Annotated in this window: 18 protein-coding genes; 8 read left to right on the top strand and 10 right to left on the bottom strand. The window is 70.1% G+C overall.

The features are described from left to right. Nucleotides 1-3 precede the first annotated feature (3 nt). Nucleotides 4-1,461: a dipeptidase gene (locus DEJ17_RS07330; protein ID WP_110892768.1), complete on the bottom strand. Its 1,458-nt coding sequence runs from the start codon at nt 1,459-1,461 to the stop codon at nt 4-6. A gap of 52 nt (nt 1,462-1,513) precedes the next feature. On the opposite strand from DEJ17_RS07330, the gene DEJ17_RS07325 reads away from it, so the two are divergent. After that, nucleotides 1,514-2,089, top strand: a complete 576-nt coding sequence (locus DEJ17_RS07325; RefSeq protein WP_110892767.1) for a DUF3043 domain-containing protein — start codon at nt 1,514-1,516, stop codon at nt 2,087-2,089. 217 nt (nt 2,090-2,306) lie between these two features. Here the strand turns inward: DEJ17_RS07325 and DEJ17_RS07320 are convergent, their stop codons facing one another. From DEJ17_RS07320 to hisD, 3 genes are read right to left on the bottom strand one after another with little or no spacing between them, the layout of a single operon-like run. After that, entirely contained in the window at nt 2,307-3,383 is a 1,077-nt protein-coding gene (locus DEJ17_RS07320) for a quinone-dependent dihydroorotate dehydrogenase (protein ID WP_110892766.1), read from the bottom strand. Continuing rightward, on the bottom strand, nt 3,380-3,880 hold the full coding sequence (gene nrdR, locus DEJ17_RS07315; RefSeq protein ID WP_110892765.1) for a transcriptional regulator NrdR: 501 nt from the start codon (nt 3,878-3,880) through the stop codon (nt 3,380-3,382). Before nrdR ends, DEJ17_RS07320 begins: the two co-directional genes overlap by 4 nt. A gap of 13 nt (nt 3,881-3,893) precedes the next feature. Continuing rightward, nucleotides 3,894-5,201, bottom strand: a complete 1,308-nt coding sequence (gene hisD, locus DEJ17_RS07310; protein WP_110892764.1) for a histidinol dehydrogenase — start codon at nt 5,199-5,201, stop codon at nt 3,894-3,896. Between the two features lie 53 nt (nt 5,202-5,254). On the opposite strand from hisD, the gene DEJ17_RS07305 reads away from it, so the two are divergent. From DEJ17_RS07305 to DEJ17_RS17750, 4 genes are all read left to right on the top strand, one after another. Next, nucleotides 5,255-6,613, top strand: coding sequence for a hypothetical protein (locus DEJ17_RS07305; RefSeq protein ID WP_110892763.1), 1,359 nt, complete (start codon nt 5,255-5,257; stop codon nt 6,611-6,613). Further along, complete coding sequence (locus tag DEJ17_RS07300) at nt 6,610-8,064, top strand: glycosyltransferase family 2 protein (protein ID WP_110892762.1); 1,455 nt, start codon at nt 6,610-6,612, stop codon at nt 8,062-8,064. Before DEJ17_RS07305 ends, DEJ17_RS07300 begins: the two co-directional genes overlap by 4 nt. Further along, nucleotides 8,064-10,652, top strand: a complete 2,589-nt coding sequence (locus tag DEJ17_RS07295) for a glycosyltransferase family 2 protein (protein WP_110892761.1) — start codon at nt 8,064-8,066, stop codon at nt 10,650-10,652. Before DEJ17_RS07300 ends, DEJ17_RS07295 begins: the two co-directional genes overlap by 1 nt. A 155-nt stretch (nt 10,653-10,807) precedes the next feature. Further along, complete coding sequence (locus DEJ17_RS17750) at nt 10,808-10,963, top strand: hypothetical protein (protein ID WP_181421100.1); 156 nt, start codon at nt 10,808-10,810, stop codon at nt 10,961-10,963. Between the two features lie 19 nt (nt 10,964-10,982). Here DEJ17_RS17750 and DEJ17_RS07290 read toward each other — a convergent pair whose 3' ends face one another. After that, nucleotides 10,983-11,561: an SGNH/GDSL hydrolase family protein gene (locus DEJ17_RS07290; RefSeq protein ID WP_110892760.1), complete on the bottom strand. Its 579-nt coding sequence runs from the start codon at nt 11,559-11,561 to the stop codon at nt 10,983-10,985. Nucleotides 11,562-11,611: 50 nt separating this feature from the next. On the opposite strand from DEJ17_RS07290, the gene DEJ17_RS07285 reads away from it, so the two are divergent. Further along, the gene (locus DEJ17_RS07285) at nt 11,612-12,697 is read left to right on the top strand and encodes a glycosyltransferase (protein WP_146239662.1); all 1,086 of its coding nucleotides are present in this window, start codon (nt 11,612-11,614) and stop codon (nt 12,695-12,697) included. A 49-nt stretch (nt 12,698-12,746) separates the two neighbouring features. Further along, nucleotides 12,747-13,619 carry a DUF6270 domain-containing protein gene (locus DEJ17_RS07280; protein WP_146239661.1) on the top strand — a complete coding sequence of 291 codons (873 nt, stop codon included), beginning with the start codon at nt 12,747-12,749 and terminating at the stop codon, nt 13,617-13,619. Here the strand turns inward: DEJ17_RS07280 and DEJ17_RS07275 are convergent. After that, complete coding sequence (locus tag DEJ17_RS07275; protein ID WP_110892757.1) at nt 13,609-15,336, bottom strand: glycosyltransferase family 2 protein; 1,728 nt, start codon at nt 15,334-15,336, stop codon at nt 13,609-13,611. The two genes, DEJ17_RS07280 and DEJ17_RS07275, sit on opposite strands and share 11 nt — an antisense overlap. Beyond that, nucleotides 15,333-16,895 carry a glycosyltransferase gene (locus DEJ17_RS07270; RefSeq protein ID WP_181421099.1) on the bottom strand — a complete coding sequence of 521 codons (1,563 nt, stop codon included), beginning with the start codon at nt 16,893-16,895 and terminating at the stop codon, nt 15,333-15,335. The genes DEJ17_RS07275 and DEJ17_RS07270 overlap by 4 nt, the downstream gene beginning before the upstream one ends. Nucleotides 16,896-17,012: 117 nt before the next feature. Between DEJ17_RS07270 and DEJ17_RS07265 the strand changes: the two genes are divergently transcribed. Further along, a complete protein-coding gene (locus DEJ17_RS07265) occupies nt 17,013-19,748 on the top strand; it encodes a CDP-glycerol glycerophosphotransferase family protein (RefSeq protein WP_110892755.1) in 2,736 nt (911 codons plus the stop codon). Here the strand turns inward: DEJ17_RS07265 and DEJ17_RS07260 are convergent. From DEJ17_RS07260 to DEJ17_RS07250, 3 genes are read right to left on the bottom strand one after another with little or no spacing between them, the layout of a single operon-like run. Continuing rightward, nucleotides 19,682-20,380, bottom strand: coding sequence for an acyltransferase (locus tag DEJ17_RS07260; protein ID WP_258366701.1), 699 nt, complete (start codon nt 20,378-20,380; stop codon nt 19,682-19,684). The two genes, DEJ17_RS07265 and DEJ17_RS07260, sit on opposite strands and share 67 nt — an antisense overlap. Before the next feature lie 32 nt (nt 20,381-20,412). Further along, a complete protein-coding gene (locus tag DEJ17_RS07255) occupies nt 20,413-21,141 on the bottom strand; it encodes an ABC transporter ATP-binding protein (RefSeq protein WP_258366700.1) in 729 nt (242 codons plus the stop codon). Further along, nucleotides 21,138-21,959 carry an ABC transporter permease gene (locus tag DEJ17_RS07250; RefSeq protein ID WP_110892754.1) on the bottom strand — a complete coding sequence of 274 codons (822 nt, stop codon included), beginning with the start codon at nt 21,957-21,959 and terminating at the stop codon, nt 21,138-21,140. Before DEJ17_RS07250 ends, DEJ17_RS07255 begins: the two co-directional genes overlap by 4 nt. Nucleotides 21,960-22,001: the final 42 nt, after the last annotated feature.

Below are 22,001 nucleotides of genomic sequence, written 5' to 3'. Positions count from 1 at the left end.
CCCTCAGCTGCGCGTCGCGAGCCTGGCGAGCAGGATCGTCTCCGACGCGATGGCACGGTGCAGGACACCGAGGTGCTGCGACTCGTTCGGGCTGTGCGCGCGGGTGTCCGGGTCCTCGACGCCGGTGACCAGGATCTGCGCGTCCGGGAACTCCGCGGCGAGGTCCGACACGAACGGGATCGACCCGCCGATGCCCTGCTCGACTGCCTCGGCACCCCAGCCCTCGCGCATCGCCGTGCGGGCCTCCTGCACGGCCCACCCGGCGGTGTCGACGAGGAACCCGTCGCCGCTGTCCGGCTCCGTGATCTCCATCCGTGCACCGAACGGGACGTGCTCGCGCAGGTGCCGCTCGACGGCGTCGTAGGCCTCGCGCGCGTCCTGCCCCGGGGCGATGCGGACCGAGACACGTGCCGAGACCGTGGGCAGCAAGGTGTTCGAGGCGTTCGCGACACTCGGCACGTCCATGCCGGTCACCGTGATCGACGGCTGGAACCACATGCGGGACAGCACCGCTCCGGTGCCGATCGGGCGCACACCGGGGACGAGGGCGGCGTCGACGGCGAGTTCGTCCTCGGTGCGCTCCGGCACGTCGGCCTCGTACGAGGTCAGCCCGTCGACGGCGACGGAACCGTCGGCGTCGTGCAGCGAGGCGAGCAGCTGCACCATGGGGATCATCGCGTCCGGGGCCGCTCCCCCGAACATGCCGCTGTGGCTGGCGTGCTCGAGCGTGGTCAGGGTGAGCTTGAAGGTGACGTTGCCGCGCAGCGAGACCGTGATCGACGGCACCTCGGTCGACCAGTTGTCACTGTCCGCCACGACGATGACGTCGGCGGCGAGGTGCTCCTTCTGTTCGCGCAGGAACGTGCGGAACGAGCGGGAGCCGAACTCCTCCTCGCCCTCGACGAACAGCACGATCCCGAGATCGAGGTCGTCGCCGAACTGGGCGTGCACCGCGCGGAGCGACGCGATGTGCGTCATCACACCGGCCTTGTCGTCCGAGGCCCCGCGGCCGTACAGGCGGTCACCGCGCAGGGTCGGCTCGAACGGCGGCGTCTCCCACTGGGCCTCGTCGCCCTGCGGCTGCACATCGTGGTGGGCGTAGAGCATCACCGTCGGCTTGCCGTTCCGCGCCGGGCGCACCGCGAGCACCGCGGGCTGGCCCAGTTCGGTCTCGGCGTCGGCGTCGGCCTCGGCGACGTCGGCCGTGGAGCCGGACACCGCGGACCGCACGATCCGGACGTCGTCCGCGCCGAACACCCCGGTGGAGCGCGCCAGGTCCGCGACGGCCTCGGCACTCGCGCGCACGTTCGCCGGGTCGAAGGCCGACCAGGACACCGACGGCAGGCGCACGAGCGAGGACAGGTCGGCGATCGTCGTGGGCAGGGCCCCCTGGACGTGTTCGCGCAGGGCGTCGAGGAGCGCGGGGTCGGTCGCGGGGCTGTGCTGTTCGCTGTCGGTCATGCCCGGTAATCTAGAGGAGATCCCGCACGCACACCGCCGTTAGGAACGCACCGTGGCGAAGGCAGCCCCCAAGACCAACACGACCGTCAACCCGACCGAGGCCGAGCTCCTCGAGCAGGGCAAGGGTCGCCCGACGCCGTCCCGCCGCGAGCGAGAGGCGGCGAACCGCCGCCCCCTCGTGGGCAACACGCCGGTGGACAAGAAGGCTGCCCGCGCACGCCTCAACTCGGAGCGCGAGCGCGCCCGGGTCGGCATGGCCAACGGCGAGGAGCGCTACCTTCCGGCGAAGGACCGCGGTGAGCAGCGACGCTTCGTCCGCAACTGGATAGATGCCCGATGGAACGTCGGCGAGGTCATGATGCCCGTCCTCGTGCTGTTCCTGATCGTCGGGTTCGCGGCAGCGCAGACCGTGATCGCGTCCTACTCGCTCCTGCTGGTGTGGGCGTTCGTGGCCCTGTTCGTCATCGACTGCGTGGTGCTCTGGCTGTCGCTCCGCCGCAAGCTCACCACCAAGTTCGGCGAGTTCCAGCGCGGCACCTTCCTCTACATCCTCACGCGGGCGTGGCAGCTGCGTTTCCTGCGGCTCCCCAAGCCCCAGGTCCGGCGTGGCGAGTACCCCACCCTGTAGTCACACGTCCTCGACGAAGCGCCGCCCGGCTTGCCGGGCGGCGCTTCGTCGTCCCTGCGCTCTCCGCGCGCGTGCGGCTTCGTGAGCAGAAATGGTCGAGCGGGCACGGCGCACCCGACCATTCCTGCTCACCAGACGGCCGTGGGCGCGTCCACACGGCCGGACGGGAGGCCCGTGGCGGCGCCGCCACGGGCCTCCAGGCAGTCAGTGGTCGCGTCTAGTGCGCGGCACGACGCAGGCGCCGACGGCGCAGGCGGTTGATGCGGGCGGCCCACGTCGGTCCCTCGTAGAGGAACGCCGTGTAGCCCTGCACCAGGGTCGCCCCGGCGTCGATGCGGTCCTGCACGTCCTGCTCGGTGGTGACGCCACCGACGGCGACGACGCAGAAGTCGGAGGGCACGGCGGCGCGGACGCGGCGCAGGACCTCGAGCGAGCGAGCCGCCACCGGCGCGCCGGACAGCCCCCCGGCGCCCATCGCCTCGACGTCGGACGGATCGGCGGTCAGTCCGTCGCGCGAGATCGTCGTGTTGTTCGCGATCACGCCGGACAGACCGAGCTCGACCGCGAGGCCCGCGATCGCGTCGATCTGCTCGTCGGTCAGGTCCGGCGCGATCTTGACGAGCACCGGCGTGCGTCCCGCGGCGTCACGCACCGCGGACAGCAGCGGCCGGAGCTGGTCGAGTTCCTGCAGTCCGCGCAGGCCGGGCGTGTTCGGCGAGCTGACGTTGACCGCCAGGTAGTCCGCGAACGTGGCGAGCCGGCGGGTGGACTCGAGGTAGTCGTCGATCGCGTCCTCGACCGAGACGACCCGGCTCTTGCCGATGTTCACGCCGATGACGGGTCGGCCGGGGTTGCGGCGGGCGCGCTCGAGACGTCGGGCGGCCGCTGCTGCGCCGTGGTTGTTGAAGCCCATGCGGTTGATCAGGGCGCGGTCGCCGATCAGCCGGAACAGGCGCGGGCGCTCGTTGCCGGGCTGCGGCTTGGCGGTGATGGTGCCGACCTCGACGTGGCCGAAGCCGAGCAGGCCGAGACCGGCGATGCCGCGGGCGTCCTTGTCGAACCCGGCCGCCAGACCGAAGCGCGACGGGAAGTGGATGCCCATCGTGGTGATGCCGTCGGCCGCCGCGGGACGGCAGTAGCGCTCGACGACGCCGCTCAGGAACGGCACGCGGGGCAGCCCCGCGATGACGGCGAAGGCCAGGTGGTGGGCACGTTCCGGGTCCATGTTCGCGAACACGGAACGGAACACGGCGCGGTAGCCGCCGCGCACGACGCGTTCGGCGATGCCGCTCACGCGCGCGTGCCGGACGGTGCGGACGACCCGGCGGCCGTGTCGGCCGCCCCGTGGTGGTCGCGGCGGAGCTGGCCGATGGCGTCCTCGAAGTCCTCGAGCGAGTCGAACGCCTGGTAGACGCTCGCGAACCGCAGGTACGCGACCTCGTCGAGCTCGCGCAACGGCGCGAGGATCGCGAGGCCGATGTCGTTCGCGTCGATCTGGCTGGAGCCGGAGGACCGCACGGTCTCCTCGACGCGCTGCGCGAGCACGGCCAGGTCGCCATCCGTGACCGGGCGCCCCTGGCACGCCTTGCGCACACCGGAGACGATCTTGTCGCGGCTGAACGGCTCGGTGACGCCGTTGCGCTTCACGACGTTGAGCGATGCGGTCTCTGTGGTCGAGAACCGTCGACCGCAGTTGGGGCACTGACGACGGCGGCGGATGGAGGTTCCGTCGTCGCTCGTCCGTGAGTCGACGACGCGGGAGTCCGGGTGGCGGCAGAAGGGGCAGAACATGTCGTTCCCCAGGCTATCGGTTCGTGCGCTCCGTCACGGCGGCCCCGTGCGCGGGGAGCTGCTCCTCGGTGGACAGGGCGACGATGTGCGGCGCGACCTCGGCCAGGGCCTCGGGCGTGTACCGGACGATCTGCTGGGGTCGCAGGAACGTGGACGCGGACAGCCCGGACCCGAAGCGGGCCTGGCCGCCGGTCGGCAGCACGTGGTTCGACCCGGCCAGGTAGTCCCCCAGGCTCACCGGCGTGCTCGGCCCGACGAACACCGCGCCGGCGGCGTCGATGTCGGCCAGCACCGCGTCGTCGTCGACCGTCTGGATCTCGAGGTGCTCCGGCCCGTACGCGTTGCTCACGGTCGCCGCGTCGCTCAGCGAGTCCACCAGGACGATCGCGGACTGCGGTCCGGCCAGGGCGGCCTGGAGGCGCGCAGCCGTCCCGAGCACCGCCGTGCGTTCCGGGATGGCGGCTTCCACCGCGTCGGCGAACGCCGCGGACGTCGTCACCAGCACGCTGCCGGCCTGCTCGTCGTGCTCGGCCTGGCTGATGAGGTCGGCGGCCACGAACCCGGCGTCGGCGGTGTCGTCCGCGATCACGAGGATCTCGGTCGCCCCGGCCTCGGAGTCAATGCCCACCACACCGCGTACCAGGCGCTTCGCGGCGGCGACGTAGTTGTTCCCAGGCCCCGTGACCAGGTCGACCGGCTCGAGGTCGATCTCGGCGACGCCGTACGCCAGCGCGCCGACGGCTCCGGCGCCGCCCATCGCGTAGACCTCGTCGACGCCGAGCAGCCCCGCGGCGGCGAGGATCGTCGGGTGCACCGCTCCGCCGTGGTCGCGCTGCGGCGGCGACACGAGGGCGATCGAGGGCACGCCCGCGACCTGGGCTGCGACGACGTTCATCACGACGCTGGACGGGTAGACGGCCTTGCCACCGGGCACGTAGAGCCCCACGCGGCGCATCGGCTGCCAGCGCTGGTGGACCTCGGCGCCGTCGGCCAGGGTGGTCACGGACGGGGCGGGGATCTGCGCCGCACTCGCGGCCCGGACGCGGCGGATGGCCTCGTCGAGGGCGGCCCGGACCTCGGGGGTGAGCCCGGCCACGGCGTCGGTGATCTCGGCGGCGGGCACGCGCACGTTCGCGGGGGCTCCACCGTCGAAACGCTCGGCCTGGTCGTGCAGGGCCGCGGCCCCACGGTGTCGGACGTCCTCGATCAACTCGCGCGCGGCATCGACGGCGTGCGACACGTCACCCGCGGCGCGGGGCATGAGTCGGAGGAGTTCGGCACGGGCGGGGAGGCCGCCGCGGAGGTCGATTCGCTGCATCATGAGGGGTCCGATCCTACCGAGCCGGACGCCGACGCCCAGTAACGTGAGGGCTGATGAACTTCGAGAAGGCACGGCGCCTCGTCAGCGACCTCGTCCGGGTGAACGAGCGGTACGCGCGCGACGGCCACTACCGCAACGACGTCCGGGAGCGACTCGGCCGGACGGTGTCCCGGGTCGACGTCGGGGTGACCCGGCGTGAGCGCGACCGGGCGCCGCTCGCGGCCCGTCCGTTCGAGGGCTTGGTGGAGACGAGCCTCGCCCTCGCCGGGATCCGCACGGTCGACCGCGAGCCCGAGGTCGTCCTGGTCGTCGACGAGCTGCGCGAGGGTGCGGCCTTCGCTGGGGTGCAGACGGCCCTCGCCGTGGCGCTCGCCCTCGGGGAGCGGCTCGGCCGACGTGTCCGGGTCGTCATGGTCCGGTGGACGACACCTGGCAACAGTGCCGCGGCCGCGGAGGCGCTGGTCGCCGACCGGTTCCCGGAGTCGCGCATCGACGGCCGTCCCGGTGTCCGGGTGGTCCGGCGTGAGGACGTCCTCGGCACCGAGTTCGGTCGTGACGACGTGTGGATCGCCACGCACTGGAAGACCGCGCACCCCATCGACGTCGCCGTCACCGCGGGCGTGGTCCCCCGCGGCCGGGTCGTGTACCTCGTGCAGGACTACGAACCCGGTTTCAGCCCCTGGTCGACCGAGTACGCGGTCGCAGCGTCGACCTACCGCGCTGGCTTCCGGATGCTGGTGAACTCCGAGCCGCTGCGCAGGTACCTGGCCGACGTCGAGGGCCTGGACGTCCCCACCGAGCGCACCTTCGCACCGCACCTCGACCTCGAGCTGCTCGGACGCGTGGCCGCTGCCCGAGGGCACGAGGACGGGGTCCGGGTCCTGTTCTACGGCCGGCCGAGCAAGCACCGGAACCTGTTCCGGCTCGGTGTGGCCGCGTTGCGTGTCGCCGTCCAGGAACTCGAGGCCGACGGCATCCGGGTCGAGTTCCACTCGGCCGGCGAACAGCACGGCGACGTCGAGCTCGACGGCGGCCGAGGCGACGTGAAGCTCGTCTCCCACGGCACCATGCCCTGGGACGACTACTTCCGGTTCATCGCGTCGACGAACGTCGTGCTGTCGCTGCAGCACAGCCCGCACCCGAGCCACCCGCCGTTCGACGGTGCGGTCTCCGGCGCTCGCGTCGTCACGAACGAGTTCCGTGGCACCCGGGCGCACCTGCACCCGAACCTCGAGGCGGTCCCCGCCGATGCCCGTTCCCTCGGCCTAGCCGTCGCCGACGCCGTCCGGCGGGCCGCCGCGGAGGGCCCGACCGGGTACGTGCCGGTGACTGCGGGTGCGCTCGGCGGCCCGCTCGAGACCGCCGTCGACGCGATCGCCCGTGCACTCGAAGCAGAGGAACCCACCCGATGATCCGCTCCACCCTCGTCGTCGTGCCCGTGTACGGCGACCTCGACTCGTTGCTGCGGTGCGTCGACGGGCTCGTCGAGCACCTCGACACCGACCGGCACCGTGCCCTGTTCGTCAACGACTGCGGTCCGGACGCCGACACGATCGAGGGAGCACTCCTCGATCGCATCGGTGACCGAGCGGGCTTCCGGTACGAACGGAACGACCGCAACCTCGGGTTCGTCGGCACGTGCAACCGCGCGGTGACGGAGCTCGACCGGGGCGCCGACGAGCCAGGAGCCGAGGCCGTCCTGCTCCTCAACAGCGACGCCGTGCCGACCGCTGGGTTCCTCGACGCGATGCTCGAGGTCCTCGACGAGGACCGCACCGGCGTCGTGACCGCGCGCAGTGACAACGCGACGATCGCGAGCATCCCCTACCGCCTGACGAACCGGGGTGCCGCCCGCACCGAGGACCGCACGCGGGCCGTCTGGGGCGCGGTCGCCCCGCTCCTGCCGGTCTCGCAGGTACTGCCCGTCGCGATGGGCTTCTGCTTCCTCACCCGCCGCGAGTTGATCACCGAGCACGGGCTGTTCGACGACGCCTTCGCCCCCGGGTACGGCGAGGAGAACGACTACTGCCTGCGCCTCGCCGAGCACGGCTGGACGTCGCGGATCGCCAACCGCGCGCTGGTCCTGCACGCCGGCGGCAAGAGCTTCTCCGGCAACCGCAACGCCCTCCGCGCTGCGCACCAGCGCGAACTCGAGCGCCGCTACCCGTTCCTGCCGGACGCCGTCGCCGCCTACCAGCGGCACGGCTCGACGGCGACGGAGCGCTTCGCCGACGCCCTGGTCCCCGCTGGTCCCCCACCCCGCCTCGCCGTCGACCTGCGGCACGTCGAGGACGCCGGTGGCCTGGTCCGTGAGATCGACGCGGCCTTCGCGGACGGCTTCGACCTGGAGGCCCGGCTCACCCCCGGCACGTCGGCCCCCGGTGGGTGGACGGCCACCTCCGAAGCCCCGAACCCGGACGACCTCGTCACCGTCACCGTCCTCGTGGACCCCACGCCCGCCGAGGTCGTCGCCGCCAACCGACGGTCGCTCGAGCTCGTGGTCGTGCGGTCCGCGCCGACCGCCCTGCCGTGGTCATCACCCGCGCACCGAGCCGGAGCCGACCAGGTCGCCGTGCTGCTGGACCCGCACGTCGTCGCGACGACCCGCGGCGGACTCGTCGCGGCGCGCGAGCAGCTCGACCGTCGCCTGACCGCGCCGCTCGCGTCGCGCTCCGAGGCCATCGAGGGCCGCTGGGCAGCGCTCCTCCCCCTCGACCTCACCGCCGCCGAGGTCGCGGCGGGGAACGCCTCCGACGAGGTCACCCGGCTCCGCCGCGAGCTCGACGACCTGCGCGCGAGCCGCTCGTTCCGCACCGGCCAGGCGATCGCCAAGGTCGCCGCACGGCTGCCGGGTCGCCGCTGATGGCCGAGGCGAAGGGCTTCGGCCGCGTCGCGCGGCGCCTGGCGCGTCCGTTCCGAGGTCCCGACAAGCCGTTGACCGTCACGGACCGGCTCGACCGCTGGGCCCGGCGGATCGCCGAGTTCGGTGTGCTCGACCGTGCGTACTTCGAGGCCCAGACCGGACGGACGTTCGACACCGACGCCGACGCCATCGCGTTCTACGTGCACAACGACGGCCAGCGGGGACTCTCACTGCACCCGCTCATCGAGCACGAGTGGATGCGCGAACACCAGCCCGTGCCGGCGATGTCCTGGTACGACGCCCTGCACCAGGAGGGCCCGGAGCTCTTCCAGACCGGACCCCTCTTCGACGCCAGCGTGTACGCCGCGTCGGTGCCTGAAGCCACCCGTCCGGCGTCCACACTCGATGCGCTCCGGCACTTCCTGCGGAACGCGACCGACGCGACCACGCTCCCCGTGCCTCCCGGCCGCCGAGGCCAGGCACCCACGTGGGGTGCCGCACGCGACGCAGCCGTCTCTGCTGCCCGCGCCTTCGCCGATGCGCAGCACCGGACCCGCCGCCGCTACCGGCAGACCTGGGACGGCCCCGAGGTCGCCGAGGCACTCGCCCGGTACCCGCGCGGCGTCGCGAGGCGCGACGCGGAGCAGCCGCTCGTGTCGATCGTGATGCCGGTGTACCGGCGCGCCGACGTGGTCGGTGCGGCGATCGCCTCGGTGCGCGCGCAGCAGCACGCGAACTGGGAGCTCCTCGTCGTGGACGACGGTTCCGGTGACGAGACCGCCGAGGTCGTGCGCCGGATCGCCGCTGACGAGCCGCGCATCCGACTGCTCGAGCGCGAGAACGGTGGTGCCGGTGCCGCCCGGAACACCGGACTCGCGGCGGTCCGCGGCGACTTCGTCGCGTTCCTCGACGCCGACAACACCTGGCGTCCGGAGCACCTGTCCGCCGCCCTCGCCGCCCTGCTCGAGACGGACGGTCCCGGCGTGCACACCGGCGTGCGGATGATCGGCGCGAACAACGCCGACGACTCCACTGCGCCGGTCGAGACTTACCGCGGTGAGGACGGCTCACTCGAGGATCTGCTCGCCGGCAACTTCATCGACCTCAACGCGCTCGTCGTCCGTCGTGACGTCGCCGCTGCCGTGGGGCTGTTCGACGAGAGCCTGCGACGCTGGATCGACTGGGAGTGGCTGCTGCGCATCGGGAAGCGCTCCGGCGTTCCCGCGTACGTGCCCGTGATCGGTGTCGACTACGACAACGTGCGCGACCCGCGTCGCGTCTCGTCCGCCCAGCCGGCGTCGTGGCAGGAGGTCGCGCTCGCCCGCCACCGCATCGACTGGGACGCCCTGGCATCCGCAGCACCGACGCGCGACGCCGGCCTCGTCTCGGTCGTCATCCCGGTGTTCCGCGACTGGACGATGACCCGACGGGCCGTCGACGCCGTGCTGGCCGCGGCGGACCACGACGGTGACCGCATCGAGGTCGTGCTCATCGACAACGGTTCTCCGCGATCCGTCTCGGTGATCCTCGGCGCCTGGTTCAGCGACGAGTCCCGCGTGGTCCTGCAGCGGGAGGACCGGAACCGGAACTTCGCGCTCGGGAGCAACCTCGGGCTCTCCCGGTCCCGCGGTGGCACCGTCGTCATGCTCAACAACGACACCGAGGTCACGACCGGGTGGCTGCGGCCGCTGGTGTCGGCGCTCGACGACCCGACGGTGCTCGGCGCGCAACCGCTGCTCCTGTACCCGGACGGTGTCGTGCAGGCCGCGGGCACGGTGTTCGGCGGGGACAAGGTGCTGCCGTGGCACTTCCTCGGCGACCACCCGCGGCACGATGCCGACCGGGCGTTCGGGCCGGGCTCCGCCGGATCGCTCCGGTTCTCGGCGATCACCGCAGCCGCTGCGGCGTTCCGTGCGGTCGACCTGATCCGCTGGCGCGGGTTCGACCCCGTGTACGCGAACGGACTCGAAGACGTCGACCTGTGCCTCCGCGCGCTGTCGTCGTCAGCGGCGGGCTCGGCCTTCGTCGTCGTCCCGTCGTCGGAAGTCGTGCACCACGAGAGCCGTACCCCCGGTCGCGACGACGCCCGGGTCGACAACCGGCGCATCTTCGACGAGCGGTGGCGCGGGCGGTACCCGGAGGCGGACGCGGTCGACCGGTACGACGCGGCCGGGCTGCGGTACCTCGGAGTGACCCCCGGGCTCCCCAAGGGGCACGCCGTCATGGTGCGGTCGTCGCAACCGGTCATCGCGCGCGAAGGGGGGCCTCTCGGGTTCCGTGTCGCGGTGAAGCACGACGGCTCGCGAGGTGCGGACGTGTCCGCGCTGGTGGTCGCGCTCGAGGCCGCCGGACACGTGGTGCAGGTCGACATGCCGACGTCCTGGTACCGGGGGTCGAGCGGGTTGGACGAGGTGACCGTGCTGGTCGTGGGGGCGCCGTCGTCCGCGCCTGGCGGACGGTCGTTCGTGCCGCAGCCGGGTGCGCGGAACGTCGTGTGGCTGGCGGACGGGCAGGTCGTCGCGGACGGGGACTTCGCCGTCGTGGTCGGGACTGCAGCTGACCCGGAGCACGTCGTCCGATCGTTGTGAGGACCTCTCGCAGCGGTGGCGAGGGGTCCTCCGTGCAGGCCACGCTCGTTCCGACCTGAGTTTACGTCGTGTCTGAGGCGGATTCTTCGGGCACGTTCACCATGTTCTGAGACGAACGCGGTCTGCTGTTCACCTTGCCGGAGCAGGCTGCAGGCATGTCGCTCCTCTCAGATGCAATGCGGTCGACCTTCACGACCAAGTGCGCAGTGTGCAGCGCGGTCATCCGGAAGCGCGATGCGCTCGACCACGAAGGGCTGGCGTTCTGCTCGGTCCTGCACGAGGCCGAGTACATCGTCGCGACGTTGAACTGAGCACCAGCCGGCCCTCACCTCACTGGTTGAGTCCGACCGTCGCCGCCGCCTGCCGGATGAACAGGCGCATGCGGACCGCAGCCTCTGCTGAGACGTGCGGAAGCGGGTGCTCGCCGTCATCCGACATGCCGCCGCCCCATGAGTTGTTGGAGGCACGGGCGAAGGCGAACGGGTCCGCGACAACCCATCCGCGCCGTGCTCCGAGGTCGAAGAGGTGCCGGTTCGCCACGACACCGTTCGCACGCTGGTTGACCTCCCCGTTGGTGCGGTTGTTCGGCGGGACCAAGCAGATCAGGGGTGTCTGGCACTCTGCGAACCGCACGATCTTCTCGATGTTCGCGGTCATCTCCTCGAAGGGCACGCCCTCCCGGACATCGTTCATGCCGATCATGACCACGAGCACGTCAGCCAGCGATCGACGAACCTGACCGAACGCACGCTCGGACGTCGCCCCGTCCTCAGCGAAGCCACCGACAAGTCGCAGACGTCGATCGCCGAGCTGGTCGCGCCAGGACTCGGGGCGGGCAGTGACCGAGTCACCCGACACGGCGAAGGTCAACGATGTGTCGGTGGTGATCCTGGGGCGAGCTCTGAACATCCCTCGATGCTATCGACCAGAGCACCGACGAGCCCTCGTAGGATCGCCCTGTGCCTCCAACAGCGCGCTCGCATCCTCGCGATGGCCGGCCATCGCGGCTCGCGGTCTTCCCCGTCTACCGCGACAACCCGTACCTGAACCTCATGCTCCTGGCTCCGCGAGCCTCGGGCTGGGACGTCCTCGAGTCCGCGAGGCTCGAGCGCTTCGAACACGACCTGGCGTCCCTCGGCACCGGAGACGTCGCGCACGTGCACTGGACAGCACCGATCGTCCAGCGTGCAGGCGACACCGACGAGGCAGTGGACCGATCCGCTCGGTTCCGGACCGCGGTCGACGGAGCGCGCGCACGTGGCGCCCGGGTGCTCTGGACGGTCCACAACGCGCTCGCACACGACGTTCGGTACGAGGAGCACGAGATCGCGCTGAACCGCTACCTTGCCGCGACCGCGGACGCGGTCCACGTCATGAACTCACGCACGGGCGACGTGGTCGCACCGTTCTACGACCTCTCCGGGCGAAGGGTCCACCACATCCCCCACCCGAGCTACCGAGGCATCTACGACGGCAACGGATCCCGGGCGGAGGCTCGAGCACGTTTCGGCCTCGGTGACGACGACCTCGCCGTGCTCTTCTTCGGGCAGATCCGGCCGTACAAGGGAGTCGACGTCCTGGTCGAGGCCCTGGAACAGGCACCGACCGCCGGCCGTTTCGTCCTCCTGCTCGCCGGGAGGACGTCGACCGAGGACGAGGCGACCATCGATCGACTCCTGCCCGACGGGCTCCGCACCGTGCGTCACCACGACTACGTCGACGACGCGGAGGTCAAACTCTGGTTCGACGCGGCGGACGTTGCAGTGTTGCCGTACCGCCGCGTCCTGAACTCCGGCAGCCTCCACCTCGCCGCGACGTTCGGCGTGCCGGTCGTGCTGCCCAACGAAGCACACCTGCGGAGCGACTTCGGCGGTGAACCCTGGGTCCGGTGGTTCGAACCCGGCGACGCCGGCGCGCTCGCGCGGGTGCTGTCGGAGCCGTTGCCGGAGCGTGGTGCCGCACGCGAGTTCACGGCCCGGCTCGCGCCGTTCGCGGTCTCGCGCCGGTACGACGCGCTCCTCCGGGACATGACGATCGGCCGGTGACACGGGCCGCCGCGCGCCCTGAGGCATAATCAAACCTTGTTGCTGGCTCATGCTCGATCGAACGGAGAACTCGGTGTCACGGATCAAGGTGGCCATCATCGGCTCGTGCGTCACGCGCGAAGCGTTCATCACGCGGAACAACCCGCAGTACAAGGACGTCTACGACCTCGGACCCCTGGCATGGCAGGCCGGACTCGTGAGCTTCCTGTCGGCCCCCGTCGACCCAGACGTCGCAGAACGCATCGAACCGGGTGACAAGGTCAACGAGCACGGGGCGCGCACGATGGCTCGCGACATCGCGAAATCGGACCGAGCGGAACTCGAGGCATTCGCCCCCGACTACCTGTTGTTCGACCTGTACTCCGACGTCCGGTACGGTCTCGCACGGATCGGCGATGCGACCATCACGAACAACCCGAACAGCTTCCGGAAGACGGATTACTTCGCCGCGGGTGACGGCTTCACGACCCTCCACATGGCGAACGCCAGCGCCGAGTACGTGCCGCTCCTCGAGCAGGCCGTCGACGAGCTCGTCGCATGGCAGCGACAGGTGCTCCCGAACACGACCCTCGTCCTGAACTGCTTCCGGTACAGCTCGTACTACCGGACGAGCACCGGCGACCTCGAGTTCGTGAAGTACCGCGGAGACCAGAAACGGGACGACCTGTACAAGCGGCTGCTGCGTGAGAACGACCGGTACGACTCGCTCTACCGTTCGATCACGGCCCGACACGACATCCGCACGGTCGACAACCGGGACCGTTCTTACCACTCCGATGGAGCGCACCCCTACGGCATCTCGCCGTGGCACTTCGGCCGTCCGTTCTTCCAGGACTTCATGGCGGACCTCGACCGCATGGTCCTCGGCGACACCCTGACTGCCGCGCGCTCCGCCGACGAACTCGCCGGCGTCAGTTCCTGAGTCTGGCGCGCGCTGCCCGCAGGAGCCGTCGGGCGAGGGGCGCGCTGCCCGCCCGATGATCGACGAGGAACCTCCAGCCGTCAGCACGGTCGGCCAGCGGTTGCAGTTGCACTCCGTCCGGGACGGGTGGGAGCGGCATCCTCGCGGTCACGACGGGGAAGTCGAGCCGGAGACCACGGAACGCGATCCGCACGGCGACACGGTGCCTGCCCGTGGCGACGTCTTCGTTCCCGATGCGCAGCGACCAGCGGGACCGGTCGTGGTCGAGCCGAAGAACGACCTCGGCCCCCGCGGCTCCGGGTCCGGTCGCGGTCGCGGTCGCGGTGAGGACCATCTCGAGGGACACGCTGTCCGGTACCGTCCCGACCACGGGTCCACCGAGGGTCACGCCGCCGGTGTCAGGGCGCGCCTCGTCGACGACGAGCGGTGCGAGGTGCCGCACAGCCGAGACCAGCCGCAGTGCGAGCGGGTCCTGCACGTGGACGGCGCCTGCGACCGCGCGCAGGAGCTCGGAGTGTCCGTCGATCCCCGCCGTCACCCGACCGAGCTCCGTGACCGCCGACCCCAGTACCGGCGATTCGGTGTGCTCTGCGCGATTGGCCAGGAGGACGAACGGCCCGTCGTTCACGAGGGACGCGCGATCGAGCGTGAAGACTGCTGATCCTCCGAGCACCCCGACCAAGCGGATCACGTCCGCCCAGGCACTGAGCAGCGCAGGCGGTACCTCTCGGTCTTCGCGCGCGTCGTGCAGCGCGGACGCGAGGCGCACGGCGAGATCCGCCGCGCCGTTGGCCACCGCGAACCAGAGGGCTCGTCGCTCGGCGCGGAGTGCCGCACGACCGGTGGTCGGCACGATCGCCAACAGATCGTGCACCGCCCCGATGACCCGGTCCAGGTCGTGCGCATCCGGCTGTCCGCGGAGGAACCGTTCGAGGTGGACGTAGCCATCGGCATCGAGAACGACCTCGGCGTGCGTTTGGCGGACCTCCGGTGCGGCGTCGGCGAGCAGCGACGCCACCTCGATCTCCTGATCGAGGTAACTCATCACGCCGTCGACGCCCGACGCCCTCGCGGTCATGGACGAGGCCCCCGGGCGCTCCCGGTAGAGGTAGACGACCTCCGGCACCATCGCGATACGGTCCGCCGCGAGGAAGGCACTGACCATCGGCACGATGTCGTTGGACCGCGGGACGTCCGGGAACCGGACGCCCGACGCGCGCAGGAAGTCGGTGCGGAAGACCCGGTTCCAGCACGCACGGTTCGCCAGGAGCCTCGGCATGGCCTGGAGGTCCGTCACCGACTCGACCAGGACGTCGTACCAAGTCGACATGGGCTCCCAGGTCGACCCGGAGCTGAACTTGAGGTGTCGCCCGAGCGCGATCACGGCGTCGTTGCGCTCGGCCGCGTCGACGAGCGCTCGGTACGACCCGTCCGGTACCAGGTCGTCACCGTCGGCGAACACCACGTACTCGCCCCGCGCGAGGTCGATCCCCTGGTTGCGGGCGGCGCCTCCCCCTGCTGCTCGGGACCGGTGCAGTCGCACTCGGGGATCGCCGGACGCGATCCGCTCCGCGATCGCGAACGTCTCGTCACTCGACCGGTCATCGATGACGATCACCTCGAGGTCGACATCCTGCCGCAGGACGCAGTCGAGCTGCTCTTCGATCCACGGAGCGACGTCGTGCACCGGCATGACGACGGAGAGCTGTGCACTCATCTCCGGCTCCTCGTCCTGACCGCAGCGGCGACGCGTCGCACTGCCGACGGTGCGACGGCCACCTCGACGCGGTGGCTCCGCCCACCGCGCAGCGTGAACTCGACGCTCCACCGGTCACCGGGCCGAGGCCTCGCCGACGAGACGACCGTGTCCGATGACAGCACGCCCCGGTGCACTGCCGTCCGGGTTCCGTCGCGCTCGAGCACGACGCTCCCCGGTGCAGGGTGCTCGAGACCCGTCATGCTGATCCGGAGACCACCACGGCGTCGGTCGGCGGTCGCACGGACGCGACGGTTGCGTCGGAGGAACACGACATCGTCCACCTCTCCGTCCCGCAACGCGGACAGCACGACCTGTTCGTGCTCGTCCAGCCCACGGCCGACGAACTCGTCCCAGAACGCCGCGACGAGCTCTGGACGGACAGGGAGCGGATCGCCGCGCTGTGCGGCATCGACGACCGGCCGGAACAGGCGTTCGCGCCACAGGTCAGCGCCGCGCTCCGTGTCGGGACCGAGCGCCCGCTCGCACTCGGCGGCGAGGCTGCGCCATCGCAGGACGACGTCCTCTGCCGGGCGGTCGAACGTCTCGACGAGCTCGGCCGCGAGACCCGGCTCCCGCGCCCGGAGCAGGGCGTAGGCGGTCCCGGGGTAGGCGCTGAGGTCGTCGAACTCGGTCTCGTCGAGCCAGGTGTCGATCCACCGCACGAAGTCGGCGAGCAGGCGGGCGCCGACCGGGTCCAGCACGCCGATCCCGCGCAGCCGCGTCCACGCCTCTCGGCGGATCAGCCGCCGTCCGAAGGCCGCAAGCGCCCCCTCCGCCCCGTGTGCCGCGTACGTCTCGACTGCTGCACGGGTCTGTTCGACCCAGTCGTCGAGGTCGTCGCCTCGGCCGATGCCCGACGTCACCGACCCGTCGTGTCGCCGGTGGCGGTACACCACCTCGGGCAGCACGTCGACCGTCGCCCCCACCGCGAGACGCGCCCACCAGGAGACGTCCTCACACGTGGTGCCGGTCGGGAACTCGACACCGGATTCGAGCAACCACGGGCGCTTGAACACCTTGTTCCAGGGAGTGTGGTCGAACGCCAGCTGCGGCGTGTCCGAGAGTCGGAGGCCGGTCCCCCCGACCGTCCAGAGTGCGTCGTCCGTCGTCCAGTAGGTCACCTCGCGCCCGTCCCCGGTGAACTGCTCAGCCCTCCCGCTGACGATCTCCGGACCGGACTCGGCGAACACGGCGAGAAGCCGTTCGTAGGCAGCGGGCGGCACGAGGTCGTCGGCGTCCGCGAACGCGACGAAGTCGCCGGTCGCGACGCGCAGCCCGGTGTTCCTGGCGTTGCCGGCTCCGCCACGTTCCACGCTCTCGAGCACGACGACGCGCGGATCTTCGGTCGCGAGGGACCGGACGGACTCCGTCGCCCCGGAGCTGAGCCCGTCGAGCACGAGGATGATCTCGAGCCGACGGTGGCTCTGCGACCGGAGCGCCTCCAGCGCGACGTCGAACCACGGGCCGACGCTGCCGACCGGCACGACGACCGACAGCAGGGGAAGGGGTCCGCCCACAGCACTTCTCCTGGAGTTCATCACGTTCGGGTTGCGCAGTGCGCGACGAGCCAACCTCGACTTCAGCCCTAAACTATCGCAGCACGTGCATCACGACGACAGGGAGCCGATCGACCGATGGACTCAGCGATCCGGACCACACCACTCATCTCCGTCGTCGTGGCGGCGCTCGACGTGGAACGGTACCTCCCGACGCTCCTGCGGTCGTTCGAACGGCAGACGTTCGACCACGACCGTGTGCAGTTCGTGTTCGTCGATGACGGGTCGACCGACTCGACCGGGTTGCTCCTCGACGACTGGGCCAGGTCCGCCGGAGCCGACGTGGCCGTGATCCACCAGGACAACGCCTGGATCGCCGACGCACGGAACACCGGATTAGCCCGTGCGACCGGGCAGTGGGTCACCTTCGTCGACGCCGACGACGAGCTGGAGGAACGGTACTTCGAAGAGGTCGCGAAGTTCATCGAGTTGCATGCGTCGGACGACGTGGCGCTCCTCGCGGCCCATCAGCTCCTCCTGGACGACGACGGCGGCGTGACGGACGGGCACCCGTCCCGCAAGCGCTTCGAGAAGGGATCGCGCATCGTCGACATGCGGTTGGACCCCATCGTGCAGACCGGCGTAAACGCGGCGTTCATGCGTCGTGACCTCGTCGAGGCGGCGGGTCTCCGGTTCGACGGTCGTGTCCGACCCACGTTCGAGGACGCCCACTTCGTCGCGCGCTACCTGCTCCGCAACGGACTGCACCGGATCGGTCTGATGGCTTCGGCCAAGTACCGCTACCGTCAGCGCGGCGACGGCAGCTCCACCATGCAGACGAGCCACGAGGACCGACGGAAGTACACCGACGTGCTCCGTCACGGTCACCTCGGGCTCCTCGACGAGGCGTCGGCGATCGGACGCGTCGATCGTTGGGTGGCGAACACCGTCCTCTACGACCTCGTCGGGTACTTCCGGCGCGAGCGTGCGATCCGGTCGCCCTCGGCCCTCGCCCCCGCCGATGCGTTCGACGAGTTCCACGAGCTGGCGGCTGCGGTCCTGCAGCGCGTCGGTCCGGAAGCGGTGCGCTCCTTCGACCTGCTGCCCGTGGAGTTCGCGGTGCGGCGGGCGATGCTCGTCGGGTACCGGGACGAACCGGACCGCCCGAACACCGTCAACCTCGCTCAGGTCGATGAGGCCCACCAACTCGTGCAGCTCCAGTACTGGTTCACCGGCGACATCCCGGCGGAACAGATCGCTGTGGACGGACACGAGGTCGTCCCCGAGTTCGAGACCGTCCAGGACTTCGTCTTCTACGGTCGGCCGCTGGTTCGCCGGCGCGTGATCTGGATCCCCCGCGGCCACGTCACCGAGATGCACGTGGACCGACAGCAGGTCGTCTTCGCCCGGGGTGAAGTGCCGAACCACTACGCCACCCTGACCCGCCGCCAGCTCGAACCGCAGATCCTGGCGCAGCGCCGACGCGTGGTCGATCCCAACGAGGTGGAGCTGACCAACAAGCAGCATGTCTGGCGAGCGGTCCGTGAGCGGGCCATCCGGGCCAAGAAGTCGATGGAGCGGACGGCCATCCGCAACGCCGTCGCACCGTCACTCGCGCGCACGCGACGAGCTCGTGAACGGTTCCAGGGAGCATGGGTGTTCATCGACCGGGACACGGATGCGAACGACAACGCGGAACACGCCTACCGGTACGTGCAACGGCACCGTCCGGACATCAACGCCTTCTTCGTGCTCAACCGCGATTCCAAGGACTGGGACCGCCTGCAGCGTGACGGGTTCCGGATGGTCGCGTTCCGGTCGCTCGAGTGGGTGCAACTGATGCTCCACGCCGAACACGTCGCGTCATCGCACATCGCGGACTTCGTGACGAAGCCCCTGCCTGCGTCGAAGTTCGGGCAGCCGCGCTTCCACTTCACCTTCCTGCAACACGGCGTGATCAACTACGACCTGTCGCGTTGGCTCAATTCGAAGCGGCCCGACCTGTTCGTGGTCTCGACGCCTCAGGAGCGGGACGCCATCGCGGGCCACGGGCAGTGGATCTTCTCCCAGCACGAGGTCGTCCTGACCGGGCTGCCCCGCTTCGACGCGCTCCTCGAGAAGAGCCGGGCGAAGCAGGAAGCCGAGCGCGACCTCATCCTCGTGATGCCCACCTGGCGTCACTACCTCGTCGGGGCGCAGGTGGCCGGATCCGGAGCGTGGGAGCGTGACGACCGGTTCATGGAGAGCCGTTTCGCCAAGGAGTACACGGCGCTCATGTCGTCGCCGCAGCTCCGCGCACTCGCGAAGCGGACCGGGAAGCGCCTCGCGCTCATGCCGCACCCGCTCCTCCGTCCGTACCTGACCGACTTCCACCTGCCCGACGACGTGGAGATCCTCGACTTCGCCGTCGACGGTGTCCAGGACGTCCTCGCGCGGAGTGCCGCGTTCGTGACCGACTTCTCGTCGCTGGCCTTCGACGCCGCCTTCATCGACGTCCCGGTGGTGTACTTCCACTTCGACCTCCGCGAGTTCTTCGGCGGCTCGCACAGTGGTCGTCGCGGGTACTTCGACTACGACGAAGCCGGGTTCGGCGAGGTCACGGAGTCCGTCCGAGAAGTGGAAGGCGCTGTCGAACGGATCGCGGAGGCCGGGTTCCGCCCGTCGGACACGTTCCGGGACCGGGCGCGACGGACCTTCGTCACGCGGGACGGGCGCAATTCGGAACGCGTCATCCAGATGATGGAGTGGTTGACGGGCGGACCGCGACCAGCCGAGCCCGAGCCCGAGGCCGCGCTGCCCGCCGAGGATCAGTCGTCGGCTTCGGTGAGCTCCCAGAACGGCGAACGCTCGACCGTCGACGCGTCCGGCTTGTAGAAGGGCTCCTTCAGCGAGAGGTGCGGCCGCTCCCAGGCGACGTCGCGCCGCACGACCCGTGCCGGTGTCCCGACGGCGATGCAGTTGTTGGGGACCCGGCCCGTCACGATCGACCCGGTCCCGATCACGGAGCCGCGCCCGACGGTGGTACCGCCGAGGACCGTGACGCCGAGTGCGAGCCAGACGTGGTCACCGATGTCGATCGACTTCGACACGTTGACCCGTGCTCCGGTGCGGACGTCGAAGATCGGGTGCGCGTCGTCCGCCCGGATCTGGACGTGCGAAGCGATCATGACGTCGTCGCCGATCCGCACGGTCGTCCCCTCGGTCGCCGAGATCACGCAGTTGGCGGTAGTGGACGCGTTGGCGCCGACGAGCACGGACGAATCCTGCCCGATCCTGATGTTCGCGACGAACGCCGGCGCACCGTGGTTCTCCGCGATGTCGAGCAGACCGTTGTCGCAGTCCATGCTCACCACGATCCGTCCGAGGCGCGCACGTTGGTGGACCCGCACGACGTTGTTGGACCCGCGGAACGTGATCTTGACGTTCCCCCGTTTCGGGCCGACGTACTCGATACGGTTTCCCCGGTCGTCCGAGTAGGCCGACAGCTCCTCAACATCCGTTTGCACGGCTCCAGCCTAGGTGCAGCGCGGGAGCACGCTCAGACGGTCGCCTCGTACGCCGACACGACCTTCTTGGTCGGGCCGATCATCTTCAGCTCACCCTCGTTGAGCCATGCGACCTGGTCGCACATGTCCTTGACGGTCCCCATCGAGTGCGAGACGAGGATGACGGTGCGCCCCTCGTCCTTCATCTCCTTGAACTTGGTCTGGCAGCGCTTGCGGAACGTCGCGTCGCCGACGGCCAGCACCTCGTCCACGACCAGGATGTCCGGCGTGACCGCGACGGCGACGGAGAACCCGAGTCGGACGTACATGCCCGACGAGTAGTTCTTCACGGGCTGGTCGATGAAGTTGCCCACGCCCGAGAACGACACGATGTCGTCGAACTTCCGCGCCACTTCCTTGCGGCTCATCCCGAGGATCGAGCCGTTCAGGAACACGTTCTCGCGACCGGAGAGCTCGGGGTGGAACCCAGAGCCGACCTCGAGCAGCGACGCCTGCTTGCCACGCGCGGTGATCGAGCCCTCTTCCGGCCAGAGGATCTTGGCGAGGCACTTCAACAGCGTCGACTTGCCGGACCCGTTCTTGCCGATGAGGCCGAACGTCGATCCGTGCGGGACCTCGAACGACACGTCCTTCAGCGCCCAGAAGTCCTCGTGCACGGACTTCTTCCCGCGCATGACCATGCTCTTCAGCGAGTCGTTGCGCTCGTGGTACATGCGGAAGCGCTTGGAGATGTGTTCGACGGAGACGGCGGAGTCGTTCACAGGAGTTCAGCCAGCTTCTTCTCGTTGCGGGAGAACACGAAGTAGCCGAGTGCAAGCGAGGCGCATCCAGCGATGGCGCACGCGACCAGGTCGGTCCAGTTGGGGAAACGGTTGTCGTACATGAGGTTCCGGAAGACCTCGGAGAACCGCTCGATCGGGTTGAGCTTGTAGACGTGGATGATCCACGGGTGTCCGGCCTTGTTCGCGGCGTCCTCGACGAGCGACAGCGGGTAGATGATCGGCGACAGGTACATCCACATCTGCAGGCCGATGCCGACGAGGTGCTGCATGTCGCGGAAGTGCACGTTGATGATCGACAGGATCAGGCCGAGGCCGGCGGCGAACATGGCGAGGAACACCATCGTCAGCGCGATCACCGGCAGGTAGATCCAGAAGTTCGAGCCCGCGATCGCGAGGGCGATCAGCAGCACACCCATCTCGACGAGCCAGGTGAAACCGAACGACCCGACGGCTGCGAGCGGCAGCGTCATGCGCGGGAAGTAGACCTTCTTGATCAGCGACCCGTTGGCCACGATCGAGGTCATCCCAGAGTTGATGACGTTGCGCGCGAATATCCACGGCAGCAGGCCGCACATCAGCCACAGCGGGTAGATGTTCAGCCCGCTGGGGTCGCCGACCTCGAGCCTCGCCCGGAAGATGAACGAGTAGACGATCGTGTAGATCAGCATCGTCGCGAGCGGGTTGATCAACGACCACAGCTGCCCGAAGACGGTGCGGCGGTACTTGCCCTTGACCTCTCGCGCGGTGAGGTTCGCCAGGAGCTCCCGTGACGACATGAGCTCGTTCAGGTACGTCATGCTTCGGGTGCAGGCTCCTCCGGGGCGCAGCGGAGCGCTCCT

This window comes from Curtobacterium sp. MCSS17_011 (assembly GCF_003224275.1).
GTDB lineage: Bacteria > Actinomycetota > Actinomycetes > Actinomycetales > Microbacteriaceae > Curtobacterium.
This window is presented reverse-complemented; position numbering and strand designations above follow the sequence as displayed.